This window comes from Sphingobacterium spiritivorum (assembly GCF_016725325.1).
GTDB lineage: Bacteria > Bacteroidota > Bacteroidia > Sphingobacteriales > Sphingobacteriaceae > Sphingobacterium.
In genome coordinates, this window is sequence record NZ_CP068083.1 from 3,023,607 (window position 1) to 3,050,215 (window position 26,609).

The window sequence follows — 26,609 nt, forward strand, 5'->3', positions numbered from 1 at the left end:
TTTTCTGTTTGCTCTATTCTACCGGAAAGTTGAAGTATTCATTCGGATAAGGCTCGTCTTTAAGGGTATAATGCCACCATTCTTTCTGGTAAGATTTAAAACCGTATTTTTCCATTATTGTTTTTAGAATTTTGCGATTTTCTTTCTGTCTGCCTGTAAGATCAGAATAGTCATGATGGGAAGCTGTTCCAAAATAGTCAAAAGGACTTCCCATATCCAGTTCTATTTTACTCTTGCTGTAGATGATTGTCAGGTCTACTGTACTGCCTCTGCTGTGACCTGATTTTTCGGCGATATATCCAGATTGGAAGAGGTCTTTTTTGTCAATATCCGGATAGAATTCTTTCTTAGCCAGCGTATCTTCTATAATCAGTGCCCATTCTTTAAAATTATCTACTGCTGTCTGAGGACGGTAAGCATCGAATATCTTGAGGCCTAGACCTTGTCTGTTCAGTTCCAGCTGAACATTCTTCAGCGCCCGCGCTGCGGGCTTAGAAAGAATCGCTACTTCTTTATTATAACTTTTGATCTTTTTTCCTGTAAAGTTGTGGTCACCTGCATAACGAATGTCGTATTGAATATTGGGAATCAGTTTGTGGATATAAACAAAACCATCCGGAAGTTTTTGTACAGTATGTATGGAGGCGCAGGAAAGGGTTCCCAGAATAAACAGACTAAGTATAATGATCTTTTTCATTTTTATAAGAGGTGAACCTAAATTTAAGAACTTAATGCTTAAATACCATGTTTATAAACGAAAAGAGGCTTCGTTCACATGTGACGAAGCCTCTGTATTATACTGTATAAAGATTATTAGCCTAGATTAGCGAGACTTTCTTCCAGGATTTTGATTTTCGTTTGTGCATCATCCTTCTTATTTTGTTCATTCTGAACAACTTCAGGTTTTGCATTTTGGACAAAACGTTCATTAGAGAGTTTTTTGTCTACTGAGATCAGGAAACCTTTAAGGTATTCAATTTCTTTGCCGATACGTTCACGCTCTGCATCCACATCGATATTGTTTTCCATTGCAATATAACACTCATCACGTCCTGCCAGAAAACTGACAGCACCAGCGATCTTTTCTTTTACAAATGTCAGTTCGGATATATTTGCCAGCTTGATAATGCTGTCCTCGTATTTCCTGAAATCGATATCATTTGCATTTATTGCCAGTGGCAAAGCTACTTTCGGTGAGATCTGCTTGGTATTACGTACATTTCTTACCTCAGATATAACTTGTTTTACGGTGTTGAATTCTTTGATAAGTGTTTCATCAAAAGCTTCCGTTTTTGGGTATTCTGCGACGATACAGCAGTCGTTAGCTTCACGTGTGCCGAATAGTTCGTCATGCCATAGTTCTTCTGTCAGGAATGGCATAAACGGATGCGCCAGTGTTAATACACGCTGGAAGAAAGCTTTTACAGTTTCAAATGTTTCAGCAGGAATCGGCGATCCGTAAGCGGGTTTGATCAGCTCCAGGTACCATGCGCAGAAATCATCCCAGATGAGTTTGTATGTCGCCATCAAAGCGTCTGACAATCTGTAGCTGGCAAAGTGTTCTTCGATTTCTACCAGTGCCTGATTGAATCTGGCATCAAACCATGCCGCAGAAGTTCTGTCAGCTTCCGGTGCGGGTTCATTTGAGATTTCCCATCCTTTTACCAGACGGAATGCATTCCAGATCTTATTTGCAAAATTACGTCCTTGTTCACAGTAGGACACGTCAAACATCAGATCATTTCCGGCAGGAGAGGACAGGAGCATCCCTACACGTACTCCGTCAGTGCCATATTGTTCCATCAGTTCGATAGGATCCGGAGAATTGCCCAGTGATTTAGACATTTTACGACCCAGTTTATCGCGTACAATTCCGGTCAGATATACGTTTTTGAAAGGTGCTTTTCCCGTATAATGATGCCCCATGATCATCATACGTGCTACCCAGAAAAATAAAATCTCGGGTGCCGTTACCAGATCATTGGTCGGATAGTAATAGTTGAAATCTTCGTTTTCAGGATTACGTACACCGTCAAATACAGACATAGGCCACAGACCGGAAGAGAACCAGGTGTCCAGTACATCATCTTCCTGGCGTATACCAGCTGCTGATTTACCTTGATTTGTAAATTCCTGAATGGCTTCTTCCTCTGTTTTTGCAACTACCCATTCATTTTTGTCGTTATACCAGGCCGGAATACGTTGTCCCCACCACAACTGACGGGAGATACACCAGTCTTTGACATTCTCCATCCAGTGTTTGTAGCTGGCTGTAAACTTGTCCGGTATAAGATTCACTTCTCCACTGATAACATAGTCTAATGCCGGTTTAGCTAATTCATCCATTTTGCAGAACCATTGCATAGATAGCTTAGGTTCTATGGCAGCATCAGTACGTTCTGAAAATCCGACCTGTGATTTATAATCATCTATTTTTTCGATCTGATCCACCTCTTCCAGTAGTTTTGCTACTTTTTTACGGGCAATGAAGCGATCTTCACCAATTAGGATAATTGCTTTTTCGTTGAGCGTACCATCATCATTCAGGATATCTATTACCTCAAGATTGTGCTTTTGTCCAAGTTCATAGTCATTAAGATCGTGTGCAGGTGTTACTTTTAAACAGCCTGTACCGAATTCCATATCTACATATTCATCTTCGATGATGGGTATCTCACGGTTTACCAGTGGGACGAGTATTGTTTTTCCTTTTAAATGCTGGTAACGTTCATCATGGGGATTGATACATATTGCTGAATCGGCCATGATCGTTTCAGGACGTGTGGTCGCAATGACTACGTACTCGTCTGAATCTTTTACCTTATAGCGTATATAGTATAGTTTTTGGTTAACCTCTTTGCGGATTACTTCTTCGTCAGACAACGCCGTTTTTCCCTGAGGATCCCAGTTGACCATACGTACCCCACGATAGATATATCCTTCTTTATAGAATTTGATGAAGGTGTCTAATACAGCTTCAGAAAGCTCAGGGTCCATTGTGAATTTAGTACGTTCCCAATCGCATGATGCTCCCAGCTTTTCCAGTTGCTTCAGGATGATGCCACCATATTTTTCTTTCCATTCCCAGGCATATTTCAAAAAATCTTCTCTGCTGATTGATTTTTTATCAATACCCTGTTCTTTAAGCATAGCGACGACTTTAGTTTCCGTAGCAATAGATGCATGATCTGTTCCCGGTACCCAGCATGCATTTTTACCTTGCATACGTGCGCGACGGATCAACACATCCTGAATCGTATTATTCAACATATGACCCATGTGTAAAACTCCGGTAACATTGGGAGGAGGCATTACGATTGTATACGGTTCACGTTCATCTGGAGTCGAACGGAAGAATCCGTTATTCATCCAATAGCTGTACCATTTTTCTTCAGCTTCTTTAGGATTGTAAGTTTTCGCTATACTCATTTTTGTAAGTAAAAAATAAAAGAATACAAAAATAAGCATTTGTCCTTACTTATTTTAAGAATCAGTTTGTAAAAGAGTCATCATACTTTGATAATATTTTGTTAATACAGAATTAACTCACTGAATTTAGTGTACTTTTGCACCATTATTTTTATTTGACGTTAACAATGAATGATATAACTAATGAGGTAAGGGCTTTGGTTCAATATTTTTTGTTTTGGCTCCTTATCACTTTTGTAGATCGCCTGTTATTTATCTGCTCTTTTTTTGAGAAGATAGGCTTTAATCATTTCGCTGATATTTTCAGAATTTACTATAACGGACTTTCATTAGATCTTTCTGCAGTATCTTATATTGTAGCGCTTCCGTTTTTGTTCTATAGCATACTTTCGTTTTTTCCTAAAGTGCGCTTTTCGAGAAGGTGGATAGATATTTACACGGTAAGTGTATTGACGGTTTACGCGGTAGTAACCTTTATCAATATTAATATTTACAGAGAGTGGGGAGATAAGATTTCACGGAGAGCTATTGATGCCTTCTGGGCATCTCCGTCAGGAGCAGTTGCTTCTGCTGAATCTACTCCTATTTTTGTCCCTATTCTGGGGATGATTGTTTTCATTTTTGTAGGATGGAAATTGTATCGCTGGATGCTGGGTAAGGTGCATTACTTTAACCTGAAGAAAGTACTGCCTAATTTGTTGAAATTTGCCGTTTGTATTTTTATCCTGTTTACGTTTATCCGTGGTGGATACGGACGAGCTACTTTAAATCCGAGTAAGGCTTATTTTTCGGAAACAACATTTTATAATCATGCTGCAGTCAATACGCAATGGGCGCTTTTGCGGGATTATTTCAAAAGGAGTACTAAACTGCAGAATCCGTATAACTTCTATCCGGATAAGACTTCTTTGGCTGAAACCTTGAAACCTGCTTTTACTGCAAATCCGGATTCTACTGTGGAAATACTGACCAATAAGAGACCCAATGTGGTGCTTATTCTTTTGGAAGGCTATGTTGGTGATCTGGTTGCTTCTATGGGGGGCGAAAAGGGTATTTCTCCGAATTTCGAAAAACTTATCCACGAAGGTGTATTCTTTGATCACATCTATTCAGCTTCAGATCGGTCCGATAAGGGTATGGTGGGTACGCTGAGTGCTTTTCCGGCTCAGGGACCTGAAAGCATTATTAAGTATATTGATAAACATGAGAATATGCCGGCTATAGGTCAGGAGCTGGATTCTGCAGGTTATCATACTTCTTTCTATCACGGTGGTCAGAGTGAGTTTTATAATTTTAAATCTTATATGTATATGCATGGCATTGCTAAGATTGTAGATAATGCCAATTTTGATAATCATGTTGACCGTGCGTCCTGGGGAGCGTATGATCATGAGGTGTTCAAACGGATGCTGTCAGATTTTGATAAGGAAAAGAGACCTTTCTTTTCAACGATCTTTACACTGATCAATCATGAACCGTTTGAACTGAAGAATGGTTATAAGTTTGGCAATAAGACTAATGCAGATAAATTCAGAAGCACGGCATACTACACAGATTCGGTGATGTACGATTTTATTACCAAGGCTAAACAAAAAGAGTGGTACAAGAACACACTTTTTGTGGTGATCGCAGATCACGGACACCGTTTGCCGTCGGAGAAATGGGATTTGTCGCATCCTAACCGTTTTCATATCCCATTATTATTTTTTGGAGATGTTATAAAACCAGAATACAGAGGTAAAGTTTACTCCCGTATTGGTAATCAGACTGATCTTGTGGCGACTTTATTGCAGCAGATGGGGATATCTTCTCACCGCTATCACTGGAGCAGGGATTTATTTAATAAGACTACGCCGCAGATTGCGTTTTATAATTCTAAGGATGCCTTTGGGGTAATCGCTCCTGAGCAGGCCTTAAGTTTTGACAACATCGGTAAAATCATCAATTACAATCAAAACAGAGCTTATCCTGTTGCCAAAAATGATAGTTTATTAAATATAGCTAAAGCGTACTACCAAAAGGTATACGATGAATTTTTGAAGTATTAGGTATGAAAGTATTGACATTAAAGCATCCTGTGGCTCCTTTTATAGCTATAGCGTTTCGTTTTTTACTGCTTTTATTTATTTATGCATTATTGCGGATTGGTTTTTACTGGCTTAACATTGGTTTGTTCCCTAATGTAAGTGCTGGGGAACTTTTTATCATGATGAAAGGCGGTGTCAAGTTTGATGTTGCTGCTTTGCTTTATCTCAATATCCTTTATATTTTACTCTATATAATTCCTGTTCCTTTTAAATACAACAACACATATCAGCGGATAGCGAAGTGGATATTTGTCATTACAAACAGTATAGGTATAGCGCTTAACCTGATCGATTATGCCTATTATCCTTTTACATTAAAGAGGACTACAGGGACTGTAATTGATCAGTTTGCCAATGAAAGTAATCTGCTGAAACTTACCTTTGATTTTTTGCTGGGCTACTGGTATCTGGTTTTATTATTTGCCGGATTGGTTTATCTTTTGGCAAAGACATATGATCTTATCAAGGTTGTAAAGCCTAATGTGTTCAGTTGGAAAACAGCAGGTATTCATCTTATACTGATGTTGTTTTATGTCTTTCTGTTTATTGGAGGAGTACGTGGGGGCTGGGCGCATAGTACACGGCCTATTACCCTGAGTAATGCCGGCGATTATGTCAAAGTGCCGGAGGAGATGAATATTGTGCTGAATACGCCTTTTTCTATATTGAAAACACTTAAGGCCGTCAATCTGAAGCCTGTTCATTACTTTGAAGAGGAGGAACTGGAGAAGGTTTACCCAACTATTCATCAGCCCGTGGATACGGCTTCATTCCGTAAACTTAATGTGGTATTTCTGATTTTGGAGAGTTATGCAAAGGAACATATTGGTGCCTTGAATAAAGATATTCAGAATGGGCAGTACAAGGGATATACACCTTTCCTGGACTCTCTGATCGGACAGGCTTACACATTTGATCATTCTTATGCAAACGGGCGCAAATCTATAGATGCTTTACCTTCTGTGATTACAGGTATTCCTTCTGTAGGAGAGCCTTTCGTACTCTCTATCTACTCTGGTAATGAAACCACAAGTATTGCAAAATTGCTGGGTGACAAGGGGTATGAAACTGCATTTTTTCATGGTGCTCCTAATGGAAGTATGGGTTTTTCAGCCTATACCAGACTGGCAGGAATCAAAAATTATTTCGGTAAGAACGAATATAATAATGATTCTGATTTTGACGGTATATGGGGGATTTGGGATGAGCCGTTCATGCAGTTTATGGCTAATAAGATCAATACATTCAAACAGCCTTTTTTTGCCAGTTTCTTTTCTTTGTCCTCCCATCATCCTTTTAAGGTGCCGGAGAAATATAAAGGTGTTTTTCCGAAAGGACCGTTAGAAGTACAGGAGCCTGTAGGATATACAGATCATGCCTTGAAAGAGTTTTTTGCTACAGCTTCAAAGATGCCGTGGTATAAAAATACGGTATTTGTAATCTGTGCGGATCATGCTACCGTAAGCTATCTTCCGGAATACAAAACACTGCCCAATGCATATGCGATTCCGATTATATTCTATTATCCCGGAGGAGATCTCAAAGGCAGGTCTTCAAAGTTGATTCAGCAAACGGATATTATGCCAACAGTACTCAGTTACCTTCATTATGATAAACCTTATTTTTCATTTGGTTTTAACGGGTTTGATGAACAACAGCATGACAACTTTGTTGTAAATAATAACTCGGGATCTTTTAATTTCTATTACAAGGATTATTTTATGACCTATGATGGCAAAGGCCCGCTTACATTATTTAATCTGAAAGAGGACCGGTTTATGAAAACTGATTTGCTGAAGCAACATCCTGCTGTTCTGGATACGATGGAAACCAAAATGAAAGCCTTTATTCAGCAGTACAACAATCGTATGATCGGGAATAAGCTGACATATAAAAAGTAGTAGGATCGGCATTATTAATCCTTATTACAGTATTGCTCTGTTTAAAAGATAACGTAGAGTAAACATTTGCTGATTTTCTATATGCCCGGGCGTAAAATGTAAAGCCAGTTTGAGTGTTCCCTGAATATTGGTGGAATGAAAAGGAGTCCAGCCAACATCAAGCCGGTCATATGTACTGTATCTGTAATGACTGTCCGCATAAGGTGTATTTTGACTGTCTCCTTTATAGAAGGTGTTCTCTAATGAAAATCTCTTGTACGCCATGTAAATAGTGGATGTAAAGCCTTTCTGAAATCTGAATTCATATTTGGATCTTACCCGGTCTATTCCGACAAGTATTCCGGCATCTATAGTAAGGGAGTCCAGCGGGGTGTGATTACTCAGATCGCTTCCCAGTTTAAATATACCTACCCCATTATCCTGAATATGCTCTTCTATATTGCCGTTTGCAGAAAGAGCATTATGCCATAGAATGAGATCATCCGAAAAATAAAAATCACTAACTCTTACCTTTCCGTTCATTCCGACCAGAAAACGTTCCCTGTATTTATCAGATTGTTTGCTGGTCCAGTCTATAAATAGTCTTTGCTGAAAATGATCGTTTCTGTATGCGAGCATCATCCCTTCAATATTGGGTCTGAAGTAGATAAGAGTGTCATTGAGAATAGCACGTGGTGTATTCTTCATCAGATCATAACGTGGAATATGTCCTATGGAGAAATCAAAATTTTCATTTCTGTAATTGTAATAAATGATGGGTCTTACCATAGGGTTGTTATGCTCTTTCTCTCCGAATTCCTGAGCGACATGTACTCCTCCATGTACGGTATGGTTGTCTCCCAGCCTGAAGTAAAGTTCAGGAGATATACGGGTTCCGAATATGGTTTTAGGCTCGGTGTACGGGATTTTAAATTCTCTGTTGTCAGCGTAGCCGAGAAAGTCTATCTGAAAACCGAGATCCTGGCCATAAGAATTTAAATAAAACAGTAATATAGGGAGTAACGTGATGAATCTTCTAACCATTAGTACAGAGATTTGGGCAAATAAGATACGAGGAAACAGAAACAGGCTATAGTGTTAGTATAGCCTGTTTGTTGTATTGTTTTTGAAATATAACTAAAAGAACTATACTTCTAATAGTAATCTTGCTGGGTCTTCCAGTAATTGTTTTACACGTACCAGGAAGCTAACAGACTCACGTCCGTCAATAATACGGTGATCATACGATAATGCAATATACATCATCGGACGGATCACAACCTGACCGTTTTCCGCAACAGGGCGTTGGATGATATTGTGCATTCCCAGAATTGCAGACTGAGGAGCATTGATGATAGGAGTAGACATCATAGATCCGAATACACCACCATTTGTAATGGTAAATGTACCACCTGTCATTTCTTCAATAGTCAACTTGTTGTCGCGGGCTTTACCTGCTAGTTCTCCGATTTTTTTCTCGATTTCATGTAGTGAAAGAGATTCCGCATTACGGATGATCGGTACTACTAATCCTTTTGGTGCGGATACAGCTATAGAGATATCTGCAAAGTCAGAGTATACCAATTCGTTTTCTTCAATACGGGCATTGACTGCTGGCCACTCTTTTAGCGCTGTTGTAACTGCTTTTGTGAAGAATGACATGAATCCAAGTCCAACACCGTGTTTTTCTTTGAATGTATCTTTGTATTTAGCACGAAGATCCATGATCGGCTGCATGTTAACTTCATTGAATGTCGTTAACATAGCTGTCTCGTTTTTCACTGCTACCAGACGTTTAGCAATGGTTTTACGTAGAGAAGTCATTTTCTCACGACGTTCGTTGCGTGCACCGGCAACTGCAGGAGCTGGTGTAGCAGTAGGAGCTGAAGTTGCTGGTTGAGCTGCTGCAGGTTTAGCACCCGCCTGCGCTTTTTCAGCATCTTCTTTTGTGATACGTCCATCTTTTCCTGTACCTTTTACAGCGGCAGGATCGATTCCTTTTTCTCTTAATATTTTAGCAGCAGCAGGAGATGCTGTACCTGCAGCATATGAATTTTGATCTTCATCGTCTGCAGCCGCTGGCGCAGGTGTAGATGCAGCAGGTTGTGCAGCAGCCTTGGTTTCTTCTGCTTTAGGGGCAGCACCACCACCGGCAGGAGCAGATCCTTCCTCGATTGTACATACTACAGCACCAATTTCTAAAGTATCTCCTTCTTGTGCAATAATTTTCAAGATACCGGCTTTTTCTGCAGGTAATTCGAATGTTGCTTTATCAGATTCCAATTCGGCGATGTTTTCATCCATTTCTACATAATCGCCATCTTGTTTCAACCATTGTGCTAAGGTTACTTCCGTAATCGATTCACCTACGGCTGGTACTTTGATTTCTAAGCTCATATAATCTCTTTTTGTGAACAACAGCTGATGGTAAGACCAGCTGCAGTTTTATGTTTTATTTTTTTAATTCGAATGCTTTATTAATAATGGAAGCTTGTTGGGCAGCGTGTTGTTTCATATACCCTGTTGCTGTACTTCCGCTCTCTTCTCTTGCGATAACAGTCAGGTTCAGATCTGAACCATTGAATTTACGCAAATAGAATGGCCATGCTCCCATATTCTCGTTTTCTTCCTGTACCCAGATAAATTCTGCTTTTGCATATTTCTTACGCAATGCAGCGATCTGATCGAAGGCTACAGGGAAGAGTTGTTCTACTCTAACAATCGCTACGTCATTTCGTTTGTCTGCCTCTTGTTTTTCCAATAATTCGTAGTAGATTTTACCTGAACAAAGGATAACACGTTTTACAGATTTCGCTGTTACATTCGGATCGTCAATTATTTCCTGAAAAGCTTTCTCCGTAAAATCTTCTAATGTTGACACCGCTTTCGGATGACGAAGCAGACTTTTAGGGGTAGCTTCTACCAATGGTTTGCGGAAGTCTCTGTGCAACTGACGACGCAACAGATGGAAGTAGTTGGCAGGAGTTGTACAGTTAGCCACGATGATATTGTTATTGGCACACAGCTCCAGGTAACGCTCTATACGTGCTGAAGAGTGTTCAGGGCCCTGTCCTTCATAACCGTGAGGCAATAACATAATAAGACCGTTAGAGCGTCTCCATTTTGTCTCTGCACTGGAAATATACTGGTCAAAGATAATCTGAGCACCATTTGCAAAGTCACCAAACTGTGCTTCCCAGATAGTCAGTGAATGTGGGTTGACGGAAGCATACCCGTACTCAAAACCTAAGACGCCATATTCTGAAAGGTGCGAATTGTAGATGTTGAATTTATCTCCGCCTTCAATATTGGCCAAAGGCACATATTTTTCTTCTGAATCTTCCAGTGTCACTACCGCATGACGGTGTGAGAATGTACCACGTTGTACGTCCTGACCCGAAATACGAACACGGTTTCCTTCATTAAGAAGAGTTGCATAGGCCATCAGTTCGCCCATTGCCCAATCATAATTGTTGTTTTCAATCATTTTCAGACGATCTTCAAACACTTTAGTGATCTTGCGGAAGAATTTTTTATCCGATGGAAGTGTACTGATTTGTTTGGCTAGCTCCAGGAATTTCTTCTTGTCTACTTTTGTATTTGCAACTTTGAAGATGTCATTGGCTTTTGCCTGACGAAGTCCTTTCCATGCTCCTGAGAACATTGGTGTTTCGTCATTTAATTTTTGAGATCCCTTAGCTTCATCCAGACGACTCTGTAACAGGCTGCGGAATTCTTTTTCCATTTCTTTTGCCAGATTGGCGTCAACACTGCCCTGATCTAATAATTTTTGCGCATAGATTTCACGCGGATTAGCGTGTTTTTCTATTGCTTTGTAAAGCAGGGGTTGTGTAAATTTAGGCTCATCAGCTTCGTTGTGACCGAATCTTCTGTAGCACAACAGATCTATAAATACATCTGTTTTATATTTTTGGCGATACTCTACTGCCAGGTTGATAGCGTATACTAATGCTTCTACATCATCTCCGTTCACATGGAAAACAGGAGATAAGGTTACTTTAGCAATATCTGTACAGTATGTCGATGAACGTGCATCTTTAAAGTTGGTGGTAAAACCTACCTGATTGTTAATGACAATATGAATCGTTCCTCCGGTTTTGTAACCATCCAGTTTAGACATCTGGATGACTTCGTATACGATACCTTGTCCCGCTACAGCTGCATCTCCATGAATCATAATCGGAGCGATCTTAGATGAATCACCTTCATATTTCATGTCGATCTTAGAGCGTACCATACCTTCGATGATCGCATCTACTGTTTCTAAGTGAGAAGGATTAGGAGCAAGACTTAAGTGTACAGATTTACCATCATCAGTTTTTACATCTGAGGAGAATCCCAGGTGATATTTTACGTCACCTCCGAAGTGGATTTCAGGATCTTCTTCCAGCATCTTACCTTCGAATTCAGAGAAGATCGTTTTGTACGATTTACCCATGATATTGGCAAGTACATTCAGACGGCCACGGTGAGCCATACCCAATACAAATTCCTGTATTCCGATTTCAGAACCTTTTTCAATAATAGAATCCAGTGCCGGGATCAGACTTTCTGCTCCTTCAAGAGAAAAGCGTTTCTGACCCAAGAATTTGGTGCCCAGAAAGTTTTCAAAAATTACAGCTTCATTTAACTTTTTCAGGATACGTTTCTTCTTATCCAATGAGAAGTTTGGTGTGCTGCGTTCCACTTCCATTTTGTCCTGAAGAAATTTGATTTTCTCCGGGTTACGGATATAACGAAATTCCGCACCGATAGAGCGACAGTAGGTGTCTTCGATCAGTTGGCGGATATCTCTGAGTTTGGCAGGTCCTAAACCTACTTCAACACCGGCATTGAATACGGTATCCATATCAGCCTCTGAGAGACCGAATGTTTCTAATTCTTTACCTGGAAAATATTTACGACGTTCACGGACAGGGTTAGTTTCGGTAAACAGGTGGCCACGATCTCTGTATCCGTTGATCATGTTCAATACATTGATTTCTTTTAAGAAATGTTCTGGTGCAGCACCTGCTTCTCCTGAGATAGCACCTTTTTCTTCTGTCAATCCAAAATCAAATCCTTCAAAAAACTTTTGCCACCCGAAATCAACAGATTGCGGATCTTGTTTATAAGCTTGGTACAGACCGTCAATATAGCTTGAATCGGCGTTGCTCAAATATGTTAAATTGTCCATTTAGAAACGTAAAAGTATTATTTCGCCAAAGTTAGGAATTATAAAAGAGTTTTGGCTAATCATTTGTCAGAAAATAGTATGTTTTTAAAGTTCATAATGAGAGTATTGACCTTTTCAACGCATGTTTTGGAAAAACCGTATTGCTCAGGTCAAATACTTTTCAAATATGTCGGTTTTAGCTTTTAGAGCTGTTTGGTTATTTATTTAAGCCACAATATTTTGATCGAAGAATGGTATTTCCAACCCGTTCGGATAACTATTCTTCATTTGTACTTCCCAGGATGCCGGAGTATTGTTTTTAATACTTGTTCCCACGCCTGCATAATGCGCCCAATATCCGTATGTAGTAGCAGGAGCATAGTCTATCAGCATATCTTCAAAATAGGAAGCGCCTTTTCTCCAGTCTCCCTGATATTCCTGAACAAAAAACAGGCTTACTATTTTTTTAAGGTCTGAGGGCAGATTTCCAGTTTGAGACAGGAATTGCATAGCCTTATCGATAAATTCATAGCCTGTCTGTCCGGATTGCCACTTTTTCAGATCTTCCGGATTGGTATCGGCATTTGAATATTCGTTCTTGCCTGTCCCGTTTTTCTTAAAGAACACATTTGGGTATTTTTTAAGCATAAAACGGAAATAATCTCTCCATAGCAGCTGTGCAGTTAATTTTTCTGTCCTTTTTTTATTCAGAACAAGTTTGGCCTCTTTTATTTTATGATAAAGATAGATTGGTGATAATGCGCCGGCTGCAATGTATGGCGATAGCATCATATAGTCAAGCTGCTCATTGAATTGTCCCGATAATACTTCTTCAACTTTCTTAAGGGCTTCATCTTCACCACCGCGCAGATGAATAGGGTTATTATTTGCAGCTTGTATTTCCTCGTCCGTATACCCAAGCTCTTCCAGCGTCGGTATAGTTGTTTTCTCCAGATGAGGATGTGTGACCATCAATTCCGGAGTAGGGAAGGGTTGTCTTACGGTGCTTTCTCTTTCTATTTTCTTTTTGAATACCATGAAATCATTCGGGATATCACGGATAGGAAAAGGAAGGTCTTCTTTGTGGTATAAGGTATGTCCGATAAAATGTTTTAGATTGATTTTAAGTTTCCAGAGTGCAGTTTCTACGTTTTCAGAAATTATAGTTTCGCGTGATGCGACCTCTCTATGGTGAAAAACTTCATTGACTTCATATTTGGCAGCGAGTCTGGGGATGATTTCTTCAGGATAGCCGACAAAGCTCATTAAATCACAACCCATCGCAGCAAATTTTTCCTTCAACTCTCTTACAGAATCCAGAATAAAGCGTGCTCTGTGAACCCCTGTCTTCCGATGACCACTTGATTTTTTGGAAAAATAACGGGGATCAAAGCAATAAACAGGAATAATAATAGGACTTTTACTGACTGTTTCAAAAAGAATCTCATTGTCATGAAAACGAAGGTCGTTTCTAAACCAAATAAGAGTCACTTTACTTTCCATAAAACTTTTCTTAAACGCATCAACTGTTATGTTGAATCTTTCTAAATAACTACAAATATACGTTATTTATTAGGTTATATAGGTTAGTTTTAGTTCAATTATGCTATAATTGACAATATTCGGACATTTTTTGAACGGGTAGTTTTTAAAGAAGTTTTGTAACATTTAAAGTTTTCCTAAACATAAATAGCCTACGGATGTTCCTTCTTTAACAAAAACTGATTGAGGAACATTCTACTAAACAAATTCAAATCGGAATGAAAGAAGTGCTGATATGCGGATTGAACAATTATCTGGGAAAGAGAGCTGCTGCACATCTTGCTAATCAAGAGCTGCATGTGACAGCCATAACCCGTAATACGGAACTCTTTTATTCCAGAACTTCTGAACCGGTGACGGCGCAGTTGTATCCTGTAGACCTGATACGCAGAACAGGAGATTACGATCATTTTCAGATCAGGCATCTGGATGCTGCAATTTATTTCGCTCAGGTACCTACCCTTAATGATCCCGTTCATATCAAGCTGGAAATGGTAGCTTTGCGTAATTTTATCGAACTGGTAAGAAGACAGAGCTGCTGGCGTATTACCTATGTCGCACGTCTGATGGACAAAAAACATCTTCGTCCTATAATAGATCTGTTCAATGCACAACAGATACAATATACCATTGTATTGAATAACTGTGCGGTAGGATTGGGTTCTATGCTGGATAATATATTCAAAGTTCTGGAGCAGCAAAAAATAGTGGCTTATGTTGGCCGGATTGCTAAAATCCGTTTTCAGCCCATTGCAGCTTTAGATGTGATCCGTTGGTTACAAAAAATGCTGAAAATGGATGTATTTACAGATAAGGTAATCGAACTGGGAGGGCCTTCTGTTGTGAGCTTCCGTGACTTTTTTAATCTTTATGCCCGTTTTAGTCCGGATCAGGCTCCTCCCCGAACTCTTATCCTTCCCAAGCCCCTGGTCAAAGCGATATTTACAAAATTATATGACATTAACGGTGAAGATTTTGAGGAATTCAGACAGGTTATCCGTTATGAAGATATTGTTGATAATCAGCAATGGCAGCAATTGATGCCCATGGAACTCACTCCACTGGAACAGGCGATTGAACAGGATTGTTAATCTGTTACTGTTATTTTGATAATTCTGTCAAAATAAGCCTTTACTTGGTATATTCTGTTATTTTTGTAATCTTCAAGATACGACAGTTATGGGATATAAAAGTTTAGCTGAATGCGTGCTGGATCTGGAAAGACATGGCCACCTGATACGAATAAAAGAAGAAGTTGATCCTTATCTGGAGATGGCAGCTATACACATGCGTGTGTTTGACAAGGAAGGGCCGGCTTTATTTTTTGAACGTATTAAGGGTTCTGAATTTCCTGCTGTTTCCAATCTTTTCGGTACGCTGGAGCGTTCAAAATTTATGTTTCGGGATTCTTTGGATCATCTGAAAAAACTTGTGGATGTCAAAATGAATCCTGCTGCTGTACTTAAAAATCCTTTTCAATATGTAGGATCTTCCATGACCGCTCTGGGCGCTCTGCCCTGGAAACGAAAGAGCGGAGCTCCGATTCTGTATGGTAAAACGCAGATCAGCAAACTGCCGCAAATTGTAAACTGGCCAATGGATGGAGGCGCATTCGTCACGATGCCTCAGGTATATACAGAAGATGTAAGCAAACCCGGTATTATGAATGCTAATCTGGGCATGTATCGCATACAATTATCCGGTAATGAGTATGTACCGGACCGGGAGATTGGATTGCATTATCAGTTGCACAGAGGAATAGGGGTACATCAGACTAAGGCAAATGAACTTGGGATACCTTTGAAAGTGAGTATTTTTGTTGGCGGACCTCCGTCTCACCCGTTATCTGCTGTCATGCCGCTACCCGAAGGCTTGTCTGAAATGATCTTTGCAGGTGCCCTGGGTAACAGAAGATTTAGATACTTCTATGATGAGGAAGGTTTTTGTATTTCTGCAGATGCAGACTTTGTGATCACCGGAACTGTATATCCTAATGAAAATAAACCGGAAGGTCCGTTTGGGGATCACATCGGTTATTATAGTCTTACACACCCTTTTCCGTTGATGCGGGTACACAATGTATACCACAAGAAAGATCCGATATGGTCGTTTACTGTGGTAGGGCGACCTCCTCAGGAAGATACAAGTTTCGGAGCTTTAATACATGAAATCACAGGTTCTGCAATTCCGCAGGAAATCAATGGATTACATGCGGTGAATGCGGTTGATCCGGCAGGGGTGCATCCTTTGTTGTTCGCCATTGGTTCAGAACGGTATACTCCTTACCAACAAGTGGATCGTCCCCAGGAAATCCTTACTATTGCTAATCAGATCCTGGGAAAGAATCAATTGAGTCTTGCTAAATATCTTTTTATTTCTGCTTATGAAGATAATCCTAAACTGGATATCCATAATATCCCGCAGTTTTTCAGACATATATTAGAGCGTATAGATCTGACACGTGATATTCATTTTCACACAAATACGACAATTGATACCCTGGATTATTCCGGAGAAGGACTGAATGCCGGATCTAAAGTAGTATTTGCTGCTGCAGGAACACAGAAAAGAACGCTGGCAACGGAGCTCCCGGCCGGATTTGAGCTGGCAAGACCTTTTCAACATGCACGTATGGCGATACCGGGAGTACTGATGGTCGAAGGAAGTGTATTTACGAATTATGAACAGGAACAGTCCGTTATTGAAGAATGGTGTAAGCAGGTGGCTCATCTGGACTGGACTGGAATACCAATGATCGTATTGACAGATGATGCCGGCTTTGCAGCAGAGACCGTCAATAACTTTGTATGGGTGACTTTCACAAGGAGTAATCCTGCCTATGATATTTACGGTATCCGGAGTTTTACCAGATTTAAACATTGGGGATGTGAAGGTCCGTTTATTATTGATGCACGCAGTAAACCTCATCATGCTCCTGCACTGATCAAAGATGAAGCAGTAGAACGCAGAGTTGATGCATTGGGTGAAAAGGGAGGGTCGCTGTACGGAATTATTTAGATTAGGGATATCAGGAAATTTATATTTATAGAACTGTGAAACGAGTACTGTTAATCGATGATGAGCATAAACTACGGACCCTTCTTGCCCGCATTATAGGTCTTGAAGGTGAGGGCTACGAGGTGACGGAAGCGGATAGTCTCAAGGCAGCAATCAGGCAATTGAATAAAGCAGATTATGATGTGGTGCTTTGTGATGTCAAATTGCCGGATGGGGATGGCGTAAGTTTTATTCCACAAATCAAAACCCTGCAGCCTTTGGCAGAGGTCATTCTGCTAACGGCCTATGGTAATATTCCGGATGGAGTGAAAGCTATCAAAAACGGTGCATTTGATTATATTACCAAAGGGGATGATAATCACCGGATCATTCCGTTGCTGAATAAAGCATATGATAAGGCTTCTCTGGCAAAACGTGTCCATCAACTAGAGCTTAAGATTGAGAAAAAATATTCTTTTGAAAGTATTATCGGCAAGTCAAAAGCTGTTTTACAGGCTGTGGCTTTAGGAAAGAAAGTCGCTCCTATGGACACAACGGTTTTACTGCTGGGAGAGACCGGTACGGGAAAGGAAGTCTTTGCACAGGCCATCCATTATGAAAGCAACCGGAAGAGCAAGCCTTTTGTGGCTATTAACTGTTCTGCATTCGGAAGAGAAATTCTGGAAAGTGAGCTGTTTGGTCACAGAGAAGGAGCCTTTACCGGAGCCAGTAAAGATAAAAAGGGTCTATTTGAAGAAGCAAATACCGGTACTATATTTCTGGACGAAATAGGAGAGATGTCAATAGATTTACAGGCTAAGTTATTGCGTGTGCTGGAGTCTGGTGAATTTCTTAAAGTCGGGGACACGAAAGCTACACGTGTGGATGTACGCATATTAGCTGCTACTAACCGTAATCTGGAAGAAGAGATAGCAAAAGAACATTTCCGAAGTGATCTTTACTATCGGTTATCCGTATTTACGATCACATTGCCTCCTTTGAGGGAGCGACAAGAGGATGTTGAATTACTGGCGCAATATTACATGCAGATATATGCCCTTAAAGCAAATCTTAGTTCAGTGACATGTACATCAGATTACTTAAATGCGCTTAAAAACTATTCCTGGAAAGGGAATATCAGAGAATTGAAAAATATTATCGAACGGAGTGTGATCGTATCCGATGGAAATGTACTGGATATGACATGTCTGCCAGATGAATTTAATAGAATAGACAGACAATCGCTGTATCAATCACCTTTCTCTATGGCATTGGCGGAGCAGGCACATATCCAAAAGGTATTGCTCCATACACAGGGAAATAAAGCTGAAGCTGCCCGTTTAATGGGAATTGGTATTGCCACGCTCTACCGTAAAATAGAGGAATATAAGATTAGTATATAAATGAAAACAACGGATCTGTTCCGGAATATAGTATACTATTTATGAAATATCTTTTGGGGTATCAAATACTGACAGATTTACTAAGACAATAACAGAAGATCAGCATACTTCCTGTACAGGAATAAATAAATTAACCCTTCCATTTTAATAATGAGCCTATCAAAATGATAGGCTTTTTTATGTTTAAAATTTCGAAAAAATTATATTTTTAATTGATTTTCAGGCGGTTATATTTTTTTATAATTCAAATGGTCTTTCTTTTGGCATAAGGGATTCCAAATCAGATAATATAAATTTTATACCGATGAAAATTATTCACAAATCAGATCTGCTTCCCCTTATTTCGGCCGAGATCCCGGAAGTCAGTGAGGAAGTTAACAGGCTTAGTTCAAGGGAGAATATCGCAGGTGCTATTCAGATCGTAGTCACTTTTATGAAAGATATGCTTCAGCACCATAATCTGCCTCGGGTACGCTGGAGTATGATGTTTATGGGATGGCTTTACGGAAGAAGCGATGCCGCAGTGAAAGAGATCATCGAAAATCTCTTTGTACGATCATTCAACGGAATGAAACGTATCTGTCATCCGCAAGAATGGCAATCCGTTGAGACTAAGATTCCTTATTCATTACGTTCCGTTTATATCCGTCAACTTTCATCATTATAATTATGAAATCCGCATGTACTTATCAGGATAAGAGAAAGATTGTCGGCAGATGGAGCAAGGTCAAACCGTTCCGTTTGTTGATCTACCTTTTTGTCTACGTGATCCTGATCGGTTCATCTTTCAGATTTATGTATCAATATCTACACTTATCCATGCTTACAGTCTTATTAATTATAGCAGGCATTATATGTTTTGCGCTGTTCTATAAATCCATCAATTTTTTTGATAAAATCTAATTATTCATTCGCGATATGGAAACTAAAGTTATTAAAACAATCCGTGAATGGCTTCCTCAGGTCATCCATGAGCAGATCAGCGATGATTATACCGCTTTGCAATCACTGGCAGGTTATTTTTTACAGCACATTCAGGGTGATGAAGAACAGCAAGCTATGGCCATTGAAGCCGCTCAGATTGTCAATATTCTATATCTGAACGGAAAATTGCACGATAAAAATGCTATTGAAAATGAGTTTCTAAGCATTATAGCAAATGAGGAAACTCCAAAAAGTCTAAAGAAACATCTGACATTTTTTCCAAAAGAACTGAGACAGGTGTATTTGAAAACAATAATTGAAAATTAACATGACCGCATTATTTATTATCTCTATTCTGGTGTTTGTATATATCTGTTATGTGTTACTCAAACCGGAAAAATTTTAAGTCATCTATTTACGGTGTGTATATCTTATACGCCGCAACAAATAATCTAAAACAATAATATGAACACAGAAATTTTAGGTATAGTCTTTATGTTTATCCTGACGGTCATTCTGGCTATACCTTTTGGAAAATATATCGCTAAAGTTTTCGGAAATGAAAAAACATGGCTTGATCCTGTTTTCAATCCGCTGGAGAGATTAATATTCCGTACCAGCGGTATTGATCAGTATCAGGAAATGAACTGGAAACAGCATATGGCTGCATTGCTGACCATTAATATGCTTTGGTTTTTGGTAGGCATGGTTATCCTTATGACACAGCAGTGGCTGCCTTTAAATCCGGATAACAATCCCAATATGTCAGCACATCTGGCTTTTAATACGACTATTTCTTTTGTCGTTAACTGTAATCTCCAACATTATTCGGGAGAGACCGGTGTAAGTTATCTGAGTCAATTTTGGCTGATGTTTCTGCAATTTGTAAGCTCTGGTACAGGCATGGCTGCTGGCGTTGTTCTTTTCAAGGCATTCCGCGAAAAGAGAAGTGATACACTTGGCAATTTCTACAACTTTTTCGTTAAATCCTGTACGCGTATTTTACTTCCGTTATCTATTGTTGTAGCCTTGATTCTGGTCTTTAACGGTACACCGATGACATTCAACGGAAAGGATAGTATGACCACGCTGGAGGGAAAGACAGTAGATGTATCTACGGGTCCGGCTGCGGGCTTTATTGCTATCAAACACGTAGGAACTAACGGAGGTGGTTTTTTTGGAGTCAATTCTAATCATCCGTTTGAAAATCCGAATTATCTGACCAATATCACAGAGATGTTTGCGCAGATGATCATTCCGTTAGCTATGATCTTTGCCTTTGGTTTTTTTATAAGACGGAAAAAACTTTCCTGGATGATTTTCGGAGTTATGACTGTAGGATTCTTACTGCTGGTCATTCCGAATATTATCCTGGAAGCAAAAGGTAACCCTGCAGTAAGCGGGATGGGTATTGATATTTCATCGGGCAATACAGAAGGAAAGGAAATGCGGTTTGGCGCGATTGCCTCAGGTTACTGGAGTATTGCGACCACTGTGATCTCTACCGGATCTATCAATGCTATGCATGACAGTACTATGCCCCTCAGCGGTATGAATGAGTTGTTGGCTATGATGATTAATGCGTTCTATGGCGGAAATGGAGTGGGCCTGCTGAACTTTTTTATTTTTATTATTCTGGGTGTGTTTATCAGTGGTCTGATGGTCGGAAGGACTCCGGAATTCCTGGGAAAGAAAATCGAAGCCCGCGAAATGAAGATCGCTATGATCATCGCACTTTTGCATCCCTTCCTGATTCTGGTGGGAACAGCTCTGGCAAGTGCATTCCCGGAGTATGGGATGGCCACATTGAACAATCCGGGTTTTCATGGATTCAGTGAAATGCTCTATGAATATACGTCTTCTGCTGCAAATAACGGTAGTGGATTTGAAGGGTTGGGTGACAATACGTTGTGGTGGAATGTCAGTACCGGATTTGTCCTGATTCTGAGTCGTTTCCTGCCCATTATAGGCCCTGTCGCTATTGCAGGTTTGCTAGCCGCTAAAAATTACATTCCTGAGGGATCGGGGACATTAAAAACAGATACGGCAACATTCGGGCTCATGGTTTTTGCTGTAATCGTTATTGTCGCAGCACTTGCTTTCTTTCCGGCATTGACACTTGGTCCTATCGCCGAACATTTTTCACTTAACTAAGCCGCAATACAGAACAGTCGTATAAGAGATTACTCTTTTGCTTTAAGGCTCATTTATAATATAAATAACAATATGAACTCAACTAATAAATCTTTGTTCCAAAAAGATCTGATAAAAGAAGCCTTTGCTCAATCTTTTGTCAAGTTAAATCCTAAGCTTATGTTTCGGAATCCGGTGATGTTCACTGTAGAAGTCGGTACACTGGTGATGCTGGTTGTCACCCTCTGGACGCTGAGTGGAGACCGTTCACAGGGTAGTTTTGGATATAATGCAACAGTGTTTGTGGTTTTATTTTTCACGCTTTTGTTTGCCAATTTTGCGGAAGCTATTGCTGAAGCAAGAGGAAAAGCGCAGGCTGACAGTCTTCGCAAAACCCGTGAAGAGACTCCTGCGAAACTAGAGAATGGAACTACAGTTTCTTCTTCTTCACTGAAAAAAGGTGATATTTTCATTTGCGAGGCTGGAGATGTAATTCCGACCGACGGGGAAATTATCGAAGGACTGGCGACTATTGATGAGAGTGCCATCACAGGAGAATCTGCTCCTGTGATCCGGGAAGCTGGAGGTGATAAAAGCTCTGTAACCGGAGGAACCAAAGTCCTGTCGGATCGTATTAAAGTGAAGGTGACAACACAACCCGGGGAAAGTTTTCTGGATAAAATGATCGCTCTGGTAGAAGGTGCAAGTCGCCAAAAGACACCCAATGAAATTGCGCTGACGATATTGCTTGCCGGATTTACGCTGGTATTTATTATTGTAACCGTGACATTGAAACCTTTTGCAGATTATGCAAATGTATCTATCACTATAGCTTCTTTCATTGCACTGTTTGTATGCCTTATTCCCACTACTATCGGAGGACTATTATCTGCTATCGGTATTGCGGGAATGGACAGAGCACTTCGTGCAAATGTCATCACCAAATCGGGGAAGGCCGTAGAGACAGCCGGAGATATTGATGTTCTGTTACTGGACAAAACAGGGACTATTACGATCGGTAACCGCAAAGCAACCCGATTTTATGCAGCAGATGGAATAGAGGAGAAACAACTTATCCGGGCTGCAGTTCTCAGCTCTATGGCGGATGATACGCCTGAAGGAAAATCTATTCTTGAACTGGCTAATCCGGATCCGTTGACACTGCAGATAAAAGATCCGCATTATATCAATTTTACAGCTGAAACCCGTACTTCGGGGGTAGATTTCACAGATACACGTATTCGCAAGGGATCTACCGATGCGATCCGCAATATTGTGCTGAAAGCTGGCCACACCTTTCCTCAGGAGATTGAAGAGCGGGTTACGCAAATCTCTGGTAACGGCGGAACACCACTTGTCGTTTCGCAAAATGAAAAAGTGATGGGTGTGATAGAATTGCAGGATATCATAAAGCCGGGTATACAGGAACGTTTTGAGCGGTTGAGGAAGATGGGCATAAAGACGGTAATGGTTACCGGTGATAATCCGCTTACGGCAAAGTTCATTGCAGAGAAGGCCGGCGTGGATGATTTTATAGCAGAAGCTAAACCTGAGGATAAAATGAATTACATCAAACAGGAACAAGCAGAAGGTCGGTTGGTCGCGATGATGGGAGACGGTACAAATGATGCTCCTGCTTTAGCTCAGGCAGATGTCGGTGTAGCGATGAATAGCGGGACGCAGGCCGCAAAGGAAGCCGGAAATATGGTTGATCTGGATAATGATCCAACCAAACTGATTGAGGTTGTGGAGATCGGTAAGCAGCTCCTGATGACGCGTGGTACATTGACAACGTTCTCCATCGCAAACGATGTGGCTAAATATTTTGCGATTATTCCGGCATTGTTTATCACAGCTATTCCGGCCTTGCAAGGACTGAATATAATGCATTTAGGAAGCCCTCAGAGTGCTATTCTGTCTGCCGTGATCTTTAATGCAATCATTATTCCGGTATTGATTCCATTGGCACTCAAAGGAGTGACTTACAAACCTATCGGAGCTTCTGCTTTATTGCGGCGCAATTTGTTTTTGTATGGTTTCGGAGGGGTACTTATTCCTTTTGTGGCGATCAAACTCATAGATGTAGTCGTATCTCTTTTTATATAATATCAGGTTCTATCATCACCATTGTTTCATAATACATTGATAAAGTTAATCATAATGAAAACACATATTCTACCAGCGATTAAGCTGACTTTAGGAACACTTATTCTATTTACAGTCCTTTATCCTGCACTTGTCTGGGCTTTTGCTCAGATCAGTCCAAATAGGGGTAAGGGCGAGATTGTCCAATACAATGGTCATACCTATTACAGTAATATCGGCCAGTCATTCACAGAAGACCAGTATTTCTGGTCCCGTCCTTCTGCTGTTGATTATAATGCTTCCGGATCAGGAGCCAGCAATAAAGGTCCATCTAATAAAGAATATCTGGAAGCTGTCCAGACACGTATAGAGACATTTATGCAACATAATCCTGGTATCAAAAAATCGGATATTCCGGTAGACCTGGTTACCGCCAGCGGAAGTGGTCTAGATCCGAATATTTCCGTACAGGCCGCTAAAGTGCAGATTCAGCGGATAGCTACAGTCCGAAAGCTGGCGCTATCTGAAGTTGAACAGCTGGTAAATCAACAGATCGAAAAACCTTTATGGGGCTTACTCGGTCCGGAGAAAATCAATGTTCTAAAGCTGAATATAGCCTTAGATCAACGGAGTAAAAAATAACTGTAATGACTGTTCTGACATCGATCAACTTATGAATACAACTTTAAAATTAATTGCTGCGCTGATGGGGATTAGTGCTTTGGGAATAAAGCAGATGGCTTGTGCGCAGACCAATGAACAATCTAATCCATTACGTTTCGGGGGATACGCAGAGGTTTACTATACACAGGATTTTAACAGACCTGAGAATCATACCCGACCTGGTTTTTTGTATAGTCACAACCGGTCTGATGAGGTCAATCTGAATCTGGCCTATCTGAAAGCCTCTTACTCTGCGGATCGTGTGCGGTCCAATCTGGCAGTGGCTGCCGGGACTTATATGAGTGCAAACTATGCTGCAGAAAATGATGTTATGAAAAATGTATATGAAGCTAATATCGGCGTGAGGCTTTCTGAAAAACATGATCTGTGGATAGATGCCGGTATAATGCCCTCGCATCTGGGCTTTGAAAGCGCAACAGGTAAAGATAACTGGGCATTGACAAGAAGTCTGTTTGCAGAGAATTCACCTTATTTTGAAACAGGAGCGAAGATCACATATACTACCCCGGATGCGCGATGGATCATGAGTGCTCTTGTACTGAACGGATGGCAGCGGATCAGACGGGTAGACGGAAATAACACCGTATCCTTTGGACATCAGCTGACATTCAAACCTACGGAGAGATTGACTTTAAACAGCGGGTCATTTATCGGAAGTGATCAGGCTGACAGTGTACGGCAGATGCGTTATTTTCATAATCTGTATGCGATCTATCAGGTTAGTGATCGATTCGGACTGACTGCCGGATTCGATATTGGTGCGCAGCAGGAGAAGAAAGGATCAGAGGATTATGATGTGTGGTATACGCCTGTTGTGTTGGCGCGATATGCAGCATCAGAAAGGGTCAGCCTGACAGCAAGAGGTGAATATTATCAGGATAAGAAAGGTGTAATCATTGCTTCGGATACCCCACAGACTTTTGGATATTCTGTCAATATAGATTATCATATCCTGTCTAATGTGATCTGGCGTACGGAGCTCAGAAATCTGAACAGTAAAGATGCTCTTTTTACCGATCGTAATCAACGTGTGACAGACAATAGCTTTACAGCAACTACTGCTTTAGCTATTAGTTTTTAACATATTTTGCAATAAAGTATATCCACTACCGGACATGGAAAATGAAAGAAAGAATGCAGAACATTTTCTCTCCCTGATCAGGAAATCAAAACAAGGGAAGTTTAAAATCTACATCGGTATGAGTGCCGGTGTAGGTAAGACTTACCGGATGCTGCAGGAAGCACATTCGCTGATGCGAAATGCTATTGATGTAAAGATCGGCTATGTAGAAACACACAACAGGGTGGAAACGGTAGAACAATTAAAAGGGTTGCCAGTCATTGCACGACGTACTTCTTTCTATAAGGGCAAGGAGCTGGAAGAAATGGATGTCCAGGCTGTCATTAATCTCCATCCTGAGGTCGTGATTGTAGACGAACTGGCTCATTCTAATATTGAAGGCAGCAAGAATGAAAAGCGCTGGCAGGATGTATTGGAAATACTGGAGGCCGGCATTAGTGTAATCAGTGCGGTCAATATACAACATATTGAGAGTCTGAATGAGGAAATAAAGACCATAACCGGAATAGAGGTGAGAGAGCGCGTTCCCGACCGGATTATTGCCCTGGCAGATGAAGTTGTCAATATTGATCTTACAGCGGAGGATCTGATCGCACGCCTGAAGGAAGGAAAAATCTATCCATCTGATAAGATACAGGCTGCATTGAATAATTTTTTTCAAAGTGACCATATTCTTCAGCTGCGGCAGCTTGCATTAAAAGAAGTTGCGGGACATGTGGTGAGACAGGTAGACCATGTGGTGCATAAAGGGATGATGGTCAGACATGATCGTTTTCTGGCCTGTATTGGGAGTGATGCCAGGAAAGCAAAGAATGTGATCCGAAAGACAGCACGTCTGGCAAGCTATTATGGCGGAGAATGGTATGTCTTGTATGTGCAGACTCCCCGGGAAAGCGTGGATAAAATCGCACTGGATAAACAGCGTTTGCTGATCAATAATTTTAAATTAGCAACCGAATTGGGGGGGCAGGTATTGCAGGTGAAAAGTAAACAAATCCCAAATGCAATTCTGGAGCAGGTGAGTAAAATGAACATTACAACTGTCTGTATAGGTAAGCCGAAGCTGACCTTATTTGGGATTATACTGGCAACAGGAGTGTTCAATGAGTTATTAAAAAAACTGTCATCAGCAGATATTGATTTAATTATTTTATCTTGACATCCGTTTGTCAGGGACTGAAAATATTA

The 26,609-nt window shown here is 40.5% G+C and carries 19 protein-coding genes; 13 read left to right on the forward strand and 6 right to left on the reverse strand.

The features are described 5' to 3' along the window. Positions 1 to 13: 13 nt before the first annotated feature. Entirely contained in the window at positions 14 to 697 is a 684-nt protein-coding gene (locus I6J02_RS12620; RefSeq protein WP_201678243.1) for a M15 family metallopeptidase, read from the reverse strand. A gap of 116 nt (positions 698 to 813) precedes the next feature. Continuing rightward, a complete protein-coding gene (locus I6J02_RS12625) occupies positions 814 to 3,429 on the reverse strand; it encodes a valine--tRNA ligase (protein ID WP_201678244.1) in 2,616 nt (871 codons plus the stop codon). A gap of 167 nt (positions 3,430 to 3,596) precedes the next feature. Between I6J02_RS12625 and I6J02_RS12630 the strand changes: the two genes are divergently transcribed. Both I6J02_RS12630 and I6J02_RS12635 read left to right on the forward strand, forming a co-directional pair. After that, on the forward strand, positions 3,597 to 5,477 hold the full coding sequence (locus tag I6J02_RS12630) for an LTA synthase family protein (RefSeq protein WP_201678245.1): 1,881 nt from the start codon (positions 3,597 to 3,599) through the stop codon (positions 5,475 to 5,477). Between the two features lie 2 nt (positions 5,478 to 5,479). Continuing rightward, complete coding sequence (locus I6J02_RS12635) at positions 5,480 to 7,417, forward strand: LTA synthase family protein (protein WP_201678246.1); 1,938 nt, start codon at positions 5,480 to 5,482, stop codon at positions 7,415 to 7,417. Between the two features lie 24 nt (positions 7,418 to 7,441). On the opposite strand, the gene I6J02_RS12640 is transcribed toward I6J02_RS12635, so the two are convergent. The 4 genes from I6J02_RS12640 to I6J02_RS12655 all read right to left on the reverse strand — a co-directional run bounded on the left by I6J02_RS12640 (position 7,442) and on the right by I6J02_RS12655 (position 14,075). Next, positions 7,442 to 8,440 carry a hypothetical protein gene (locus I6J02_RS12640; protein WP_201678247.1) on the reverse strand — a complete coding sequence of 333 codons (999 nt, stop codon included), beginning with the start codon at positions 8,438 to 8,440 and terminating at the stop codon, positions 7,442 to 7,444. 102 nt (positions 8,441 to 8,542) lie between these two features. Continuing rightward, positions 8,543 to 9,793: a 2-oxoglutarate dehydrogenase complex dihydrolipoyllysine-residue succinyltransferase gene (odhB, locus tag I6J02_RS12645; RefSeq protein ID WP_201678248.1), complete on the reverse strand. Its 1,251-nt coding sequence runs from the start codon at positions 9,791 to 9,793 to the stop codon at positions 8,543 to 8,545. Between the two features lie 55 nt (positions 9,794 to 9,848). Continuing rightward, positions 9,849 to 12,593 carry a 2-oxoglutarate dehydrogenase E1 component gene (locus I6J02_RS12650; protein WP_201678249.1) on the reverse strand — a complete coding sequence of 915 codons (2,745 nt, stop codon included), beginning with the start codon at positions 12,591 to 12,593 and terminating at the stop codon, positions 9,849 to 9,851. 204 nt (positions 12,594 to 12,797) lie between these two features. After that, entirely contained in the window at positions 12,798 to 14,075 is a 1,278-nt protein-coding gene (locus tag I6J02_RS12655) for a deoxyribodipyrimidine photo-lyase (protein WP_201678250.1), read from the reverse strand. A gap of 257 nt (positions 14,076 to 14,332) precedes the next feature. On the opposite strand from I6J02_RS12655, the gene I6J02_RS12660 reads away from it, so the two are divergent. The 11 genes from I6J02_RS12660 (at position 14,333) to I6J02_RS12710 (ending at position 26,580) form a co-directional block, all read left to right on the forward strand. Further along, positions 14,333 to 15,205 carry a hypothetical protein gene (locus tag I6J02_RS12660; RefSeq protein ID WP_201678251.1) on the forward strand — a complete coding sequence of 291 codons (873 nt, stop codon included), beginning with the start codon at positions 14,333 to 14,335 and terminating at the stop codon, positions 15,203 to 15,205. Between the two features lie 88 nt (positions 15,206 to 15,293). Further along, entirely contained in the window at positions 15,294 to 17,132 is a 1,839-nt protein-coding gene (locus I6J02_RS12665) for a UbiD family decarboxylase (RefSeq protein WP_201678252.1), read from the forward strand. A 35-nt stretch (positions 17,133 to 17,167) separates the two neighbouring features. Next, positions 17,168 to 18,514, forward strand: a complete 1,347-nt coding sequence (locus I6J02_RS12670) for a sigma-54-dependent transcriptional regulator (RefSeq protein WP_201678253.1) — start codon at positions 17,168 to 17,170, stop codon at positions 18,512 to 18,514. Between the two features lie 304 nt (positions 18,515 to 18,818). Beyond that, on the forward strand, positions 18,819 to 19,181 hold the full coding sequence (locus tag I6J02_RS12675) for a hypothetical protein (RefSeq protein ID WP_201678254.1): 363 nt from the start codon (positions 18,819 to 18,821) through the stop codon (positions 19,179 to 19,181). A gap of 251 nt (positions 19,182 to 19,432) precedes the next feature. Further along, positions 19,433 to 19,765, forward strand: a complete 333-nt coding sequence (locus I6J02_RS12680; protein WP_201678255.1) for a hypothetical protein — start codon at positions 19,433 to 19,435, stop codon at positions 19,763 to 19,765. Between the two features lies 1 nt (position 19,766). Next, the gene (locus I6J02_RS21950) at positions 19,767 to 19,844 is read left to right on the forward strand and encodes a potassium-transporting ATPase subunit F (RefSeq protein WP_409590533.1); all 78 of its coding nucleotides are present in this window, start codon (positions 19,767 to 19,769) and stop codon (positions 19,842 to 19,844) included. A gap of 59 nt (positions 19,845 to 19,903) precedes the next feature. Further along, a complete protein-coding gene (kdpA, locus tag I6J02_RS12690; protein ID WP_201678257.1) occupies positions 19,904 to 21,592 on the forward strand; it encodes a potassium-transporting ATPase subunit KdpA in 1,689 nt (562 codons plus the stop codon). Positions 21,593 to 21,664: 72 nt separating this feature from the next. Further along, positions 21,665 to 23,677 (forward strand): potassium-transporting ATPase subunit KdpB, encoded by a 2,013-nt coding sequence (gene kdpB / locus I6J02_RS12695; RefSeq protein WP_201678258.1) that lies wholly within the window; start codon positions 21,665 to 21,667, stop codon positions 23,675 to 23,677. 54 nt (positions 23,678 to 23,731) lie between these two features. Beyond that, positions 23,732 to 24,298: a K(+)-transporting ATPase subunit C gene (locus I6J02_RS12700; protein ID WP_201678259.1), complete on the forward strand. Its 567-nt coding sequence runs from the start codon at positions 23,732 to 23,734 to the stop codon at positions 24,296 to 24,298. Between the two features lie 31 nt (positions 24,299 to 24,329). Beyond that, on the forward strand, positions 24,330 to 25,421 hold the full coding sequence (locus tag I6J02_RS12705; protein WP_201678260.1) for a porin: 1,092 nt from the start codon (positions 24,330 to 24,332) through the stop codon (positions 25,419 to 25,421). A gap of 34 nt (positions 25,422 to 25,455) precedes the next feature. Continuing rightward, positions 25,456 to 26,580 carry a sensor protein KdpD gene (locus tag I6J02_RS12710; RefSeq protein WP_201678261.1) on the forward strand — a complete coding sequence of 375 codons (1,125 nt, stop codon included), beginning with the start codon at positions 25,456 to 25,458 and terminating at the stop codon, positions 26,578 to 26,580. Positions 26,581 to 26,609 lie beyond the last annotated feature (29 nt).

What these genes read in the sequence shown, in the direction of transcription:
- kdpA (WP_201678257.1), top strand. Translation starts at nt 19,904, where the DNA reads ATGAACACAGAAATTTTAGGTATAGTCTTTATGTTTATCCTGACGGTC.
- I6J02_RS12680 (WP_201678255.1), top strand. Translation starts at nt 19,433, where the DNA reads ATGGAAACTAAAGTTATTAAAACAATCCGTGAATGGCTTCCTCAGGTC.
- I6J02_RS12650 (WP_201678249.1), bottom strand. Translation starts at nt 12,593, where the DNA reads ATGGACAATTTAACATATTTGAGCAACGCCGATTCAAGCTATATTGAC.
- I6J02_RS12635 (WP_201678246.1), top strand. Translation starts at nt 5,480, where the DNA reads ATGAAAGTATTGACATTAAAGCATCCTGTGGCTCCTTTTATAGCTATA.
- I6J02_RS12700 (WP_201678259.1), top strand. Translation starts at nt 23,732, where the DNA reads ATGAAAACACATATTCTACCAGCGATTAAGCTGACTTTAGGAACACTT.
- I6J02_RS12655 (WP_201678250.1), bottom strand. Translation starts at nt 14,075, where the DNA reads ATGGAAAGTAAAGTGACTCTTATTTGGTTTAGAAACGACCTTCGTTTT.
- kdpB (WP_201678258.1), top strand. Translation starts at nt 21,665, where the DNA reads ATGAACTCAACTAATAAATCTTTGTTCCAAAAAGATCTGATAAAAGAA.
- I6J02_RS12640 (WP_201678247.1), bottom strand. Translation starts at nt 8,440, where the DNA reads ATGGTTAGAAGATTCATCACGTTACTCCCTATATTACTGTTTTATTTA.
- I6J02_RS12660 (WP_201678251.1), top strand. Translation starts at nt 14,333, where the DNA reads ATGAAAGAAGTGCTGATATGCGGATTGAACAATTATCTGGGAAAGAGA.
- I6J02_RS12675 (WP_201678254.1), top strand. Translation starts at nt 18,819, where the DNA reads ATGAAAATTATTCACAAATCAGATCTGCTTCCCCTTATTTCGGCCGAG.
- I6J02_RS12630 (WP_201678245.1), top strand. Translation starts at nt 3,597, where the DNA reads ATGAATGATATAACTAATGAGGTAAGGGCTTTGGTTCAATATTTTTTG.
- odhB (WP_201678248.1), bottom strand. Translation starts at nt 9,793, where the DNA reads ATGAGCTTAGAAATCAAAGTACCAGCCGTAGGTGAATCGATTACGGAA.
- I6J02_RS12705 (WP_201678260.1), top strand. Translation starts at nt 24,330, where the DNA reads ATGAATACAACTTTAAAATTAATTGCTGCGCTGATGGGGATTAGTGCT.
- I6J02_RS12665 (WP_201678252.1), top strand. Translation starts at nt 15,294, where the DNA reads ATGGGATATAAAAGTTTAGCTGAATGCGTGCTGGATCTGGAAAGACAT.
- I6J02_RS12710 (WP_201678261.1), top strand. Translation starts at nt 25,456, where the DNA reads ATGGAAAATGAAAGAAAGAATGCAGAACATTTTCTCTCCCTGATCAGG.
- I6J02_RS21950 (WP_409590533.1), top strand. Translation starts at nt 19,767, where the DNA reads ATGACCGCATTATTTATTATCTCTATTCTGGTGTTTGTATATATCTGT.
- I6J02_RS12625 (WP_201678244.1), bottom strand. Translation starts at nt 3,429, where the DNA reads ATGAGTATAGCGAAAACTTACAATCCTAAAGAAGCTGAAGAAAAATGG.
- I6J02_RS12620 (WP_201678243.1), bottom strand. Translation starts at nt 697, where the DNA reads ATGAAAAAGATCATTATACTTAGTCTGTTTATTCTGGGAACCCTTTCC.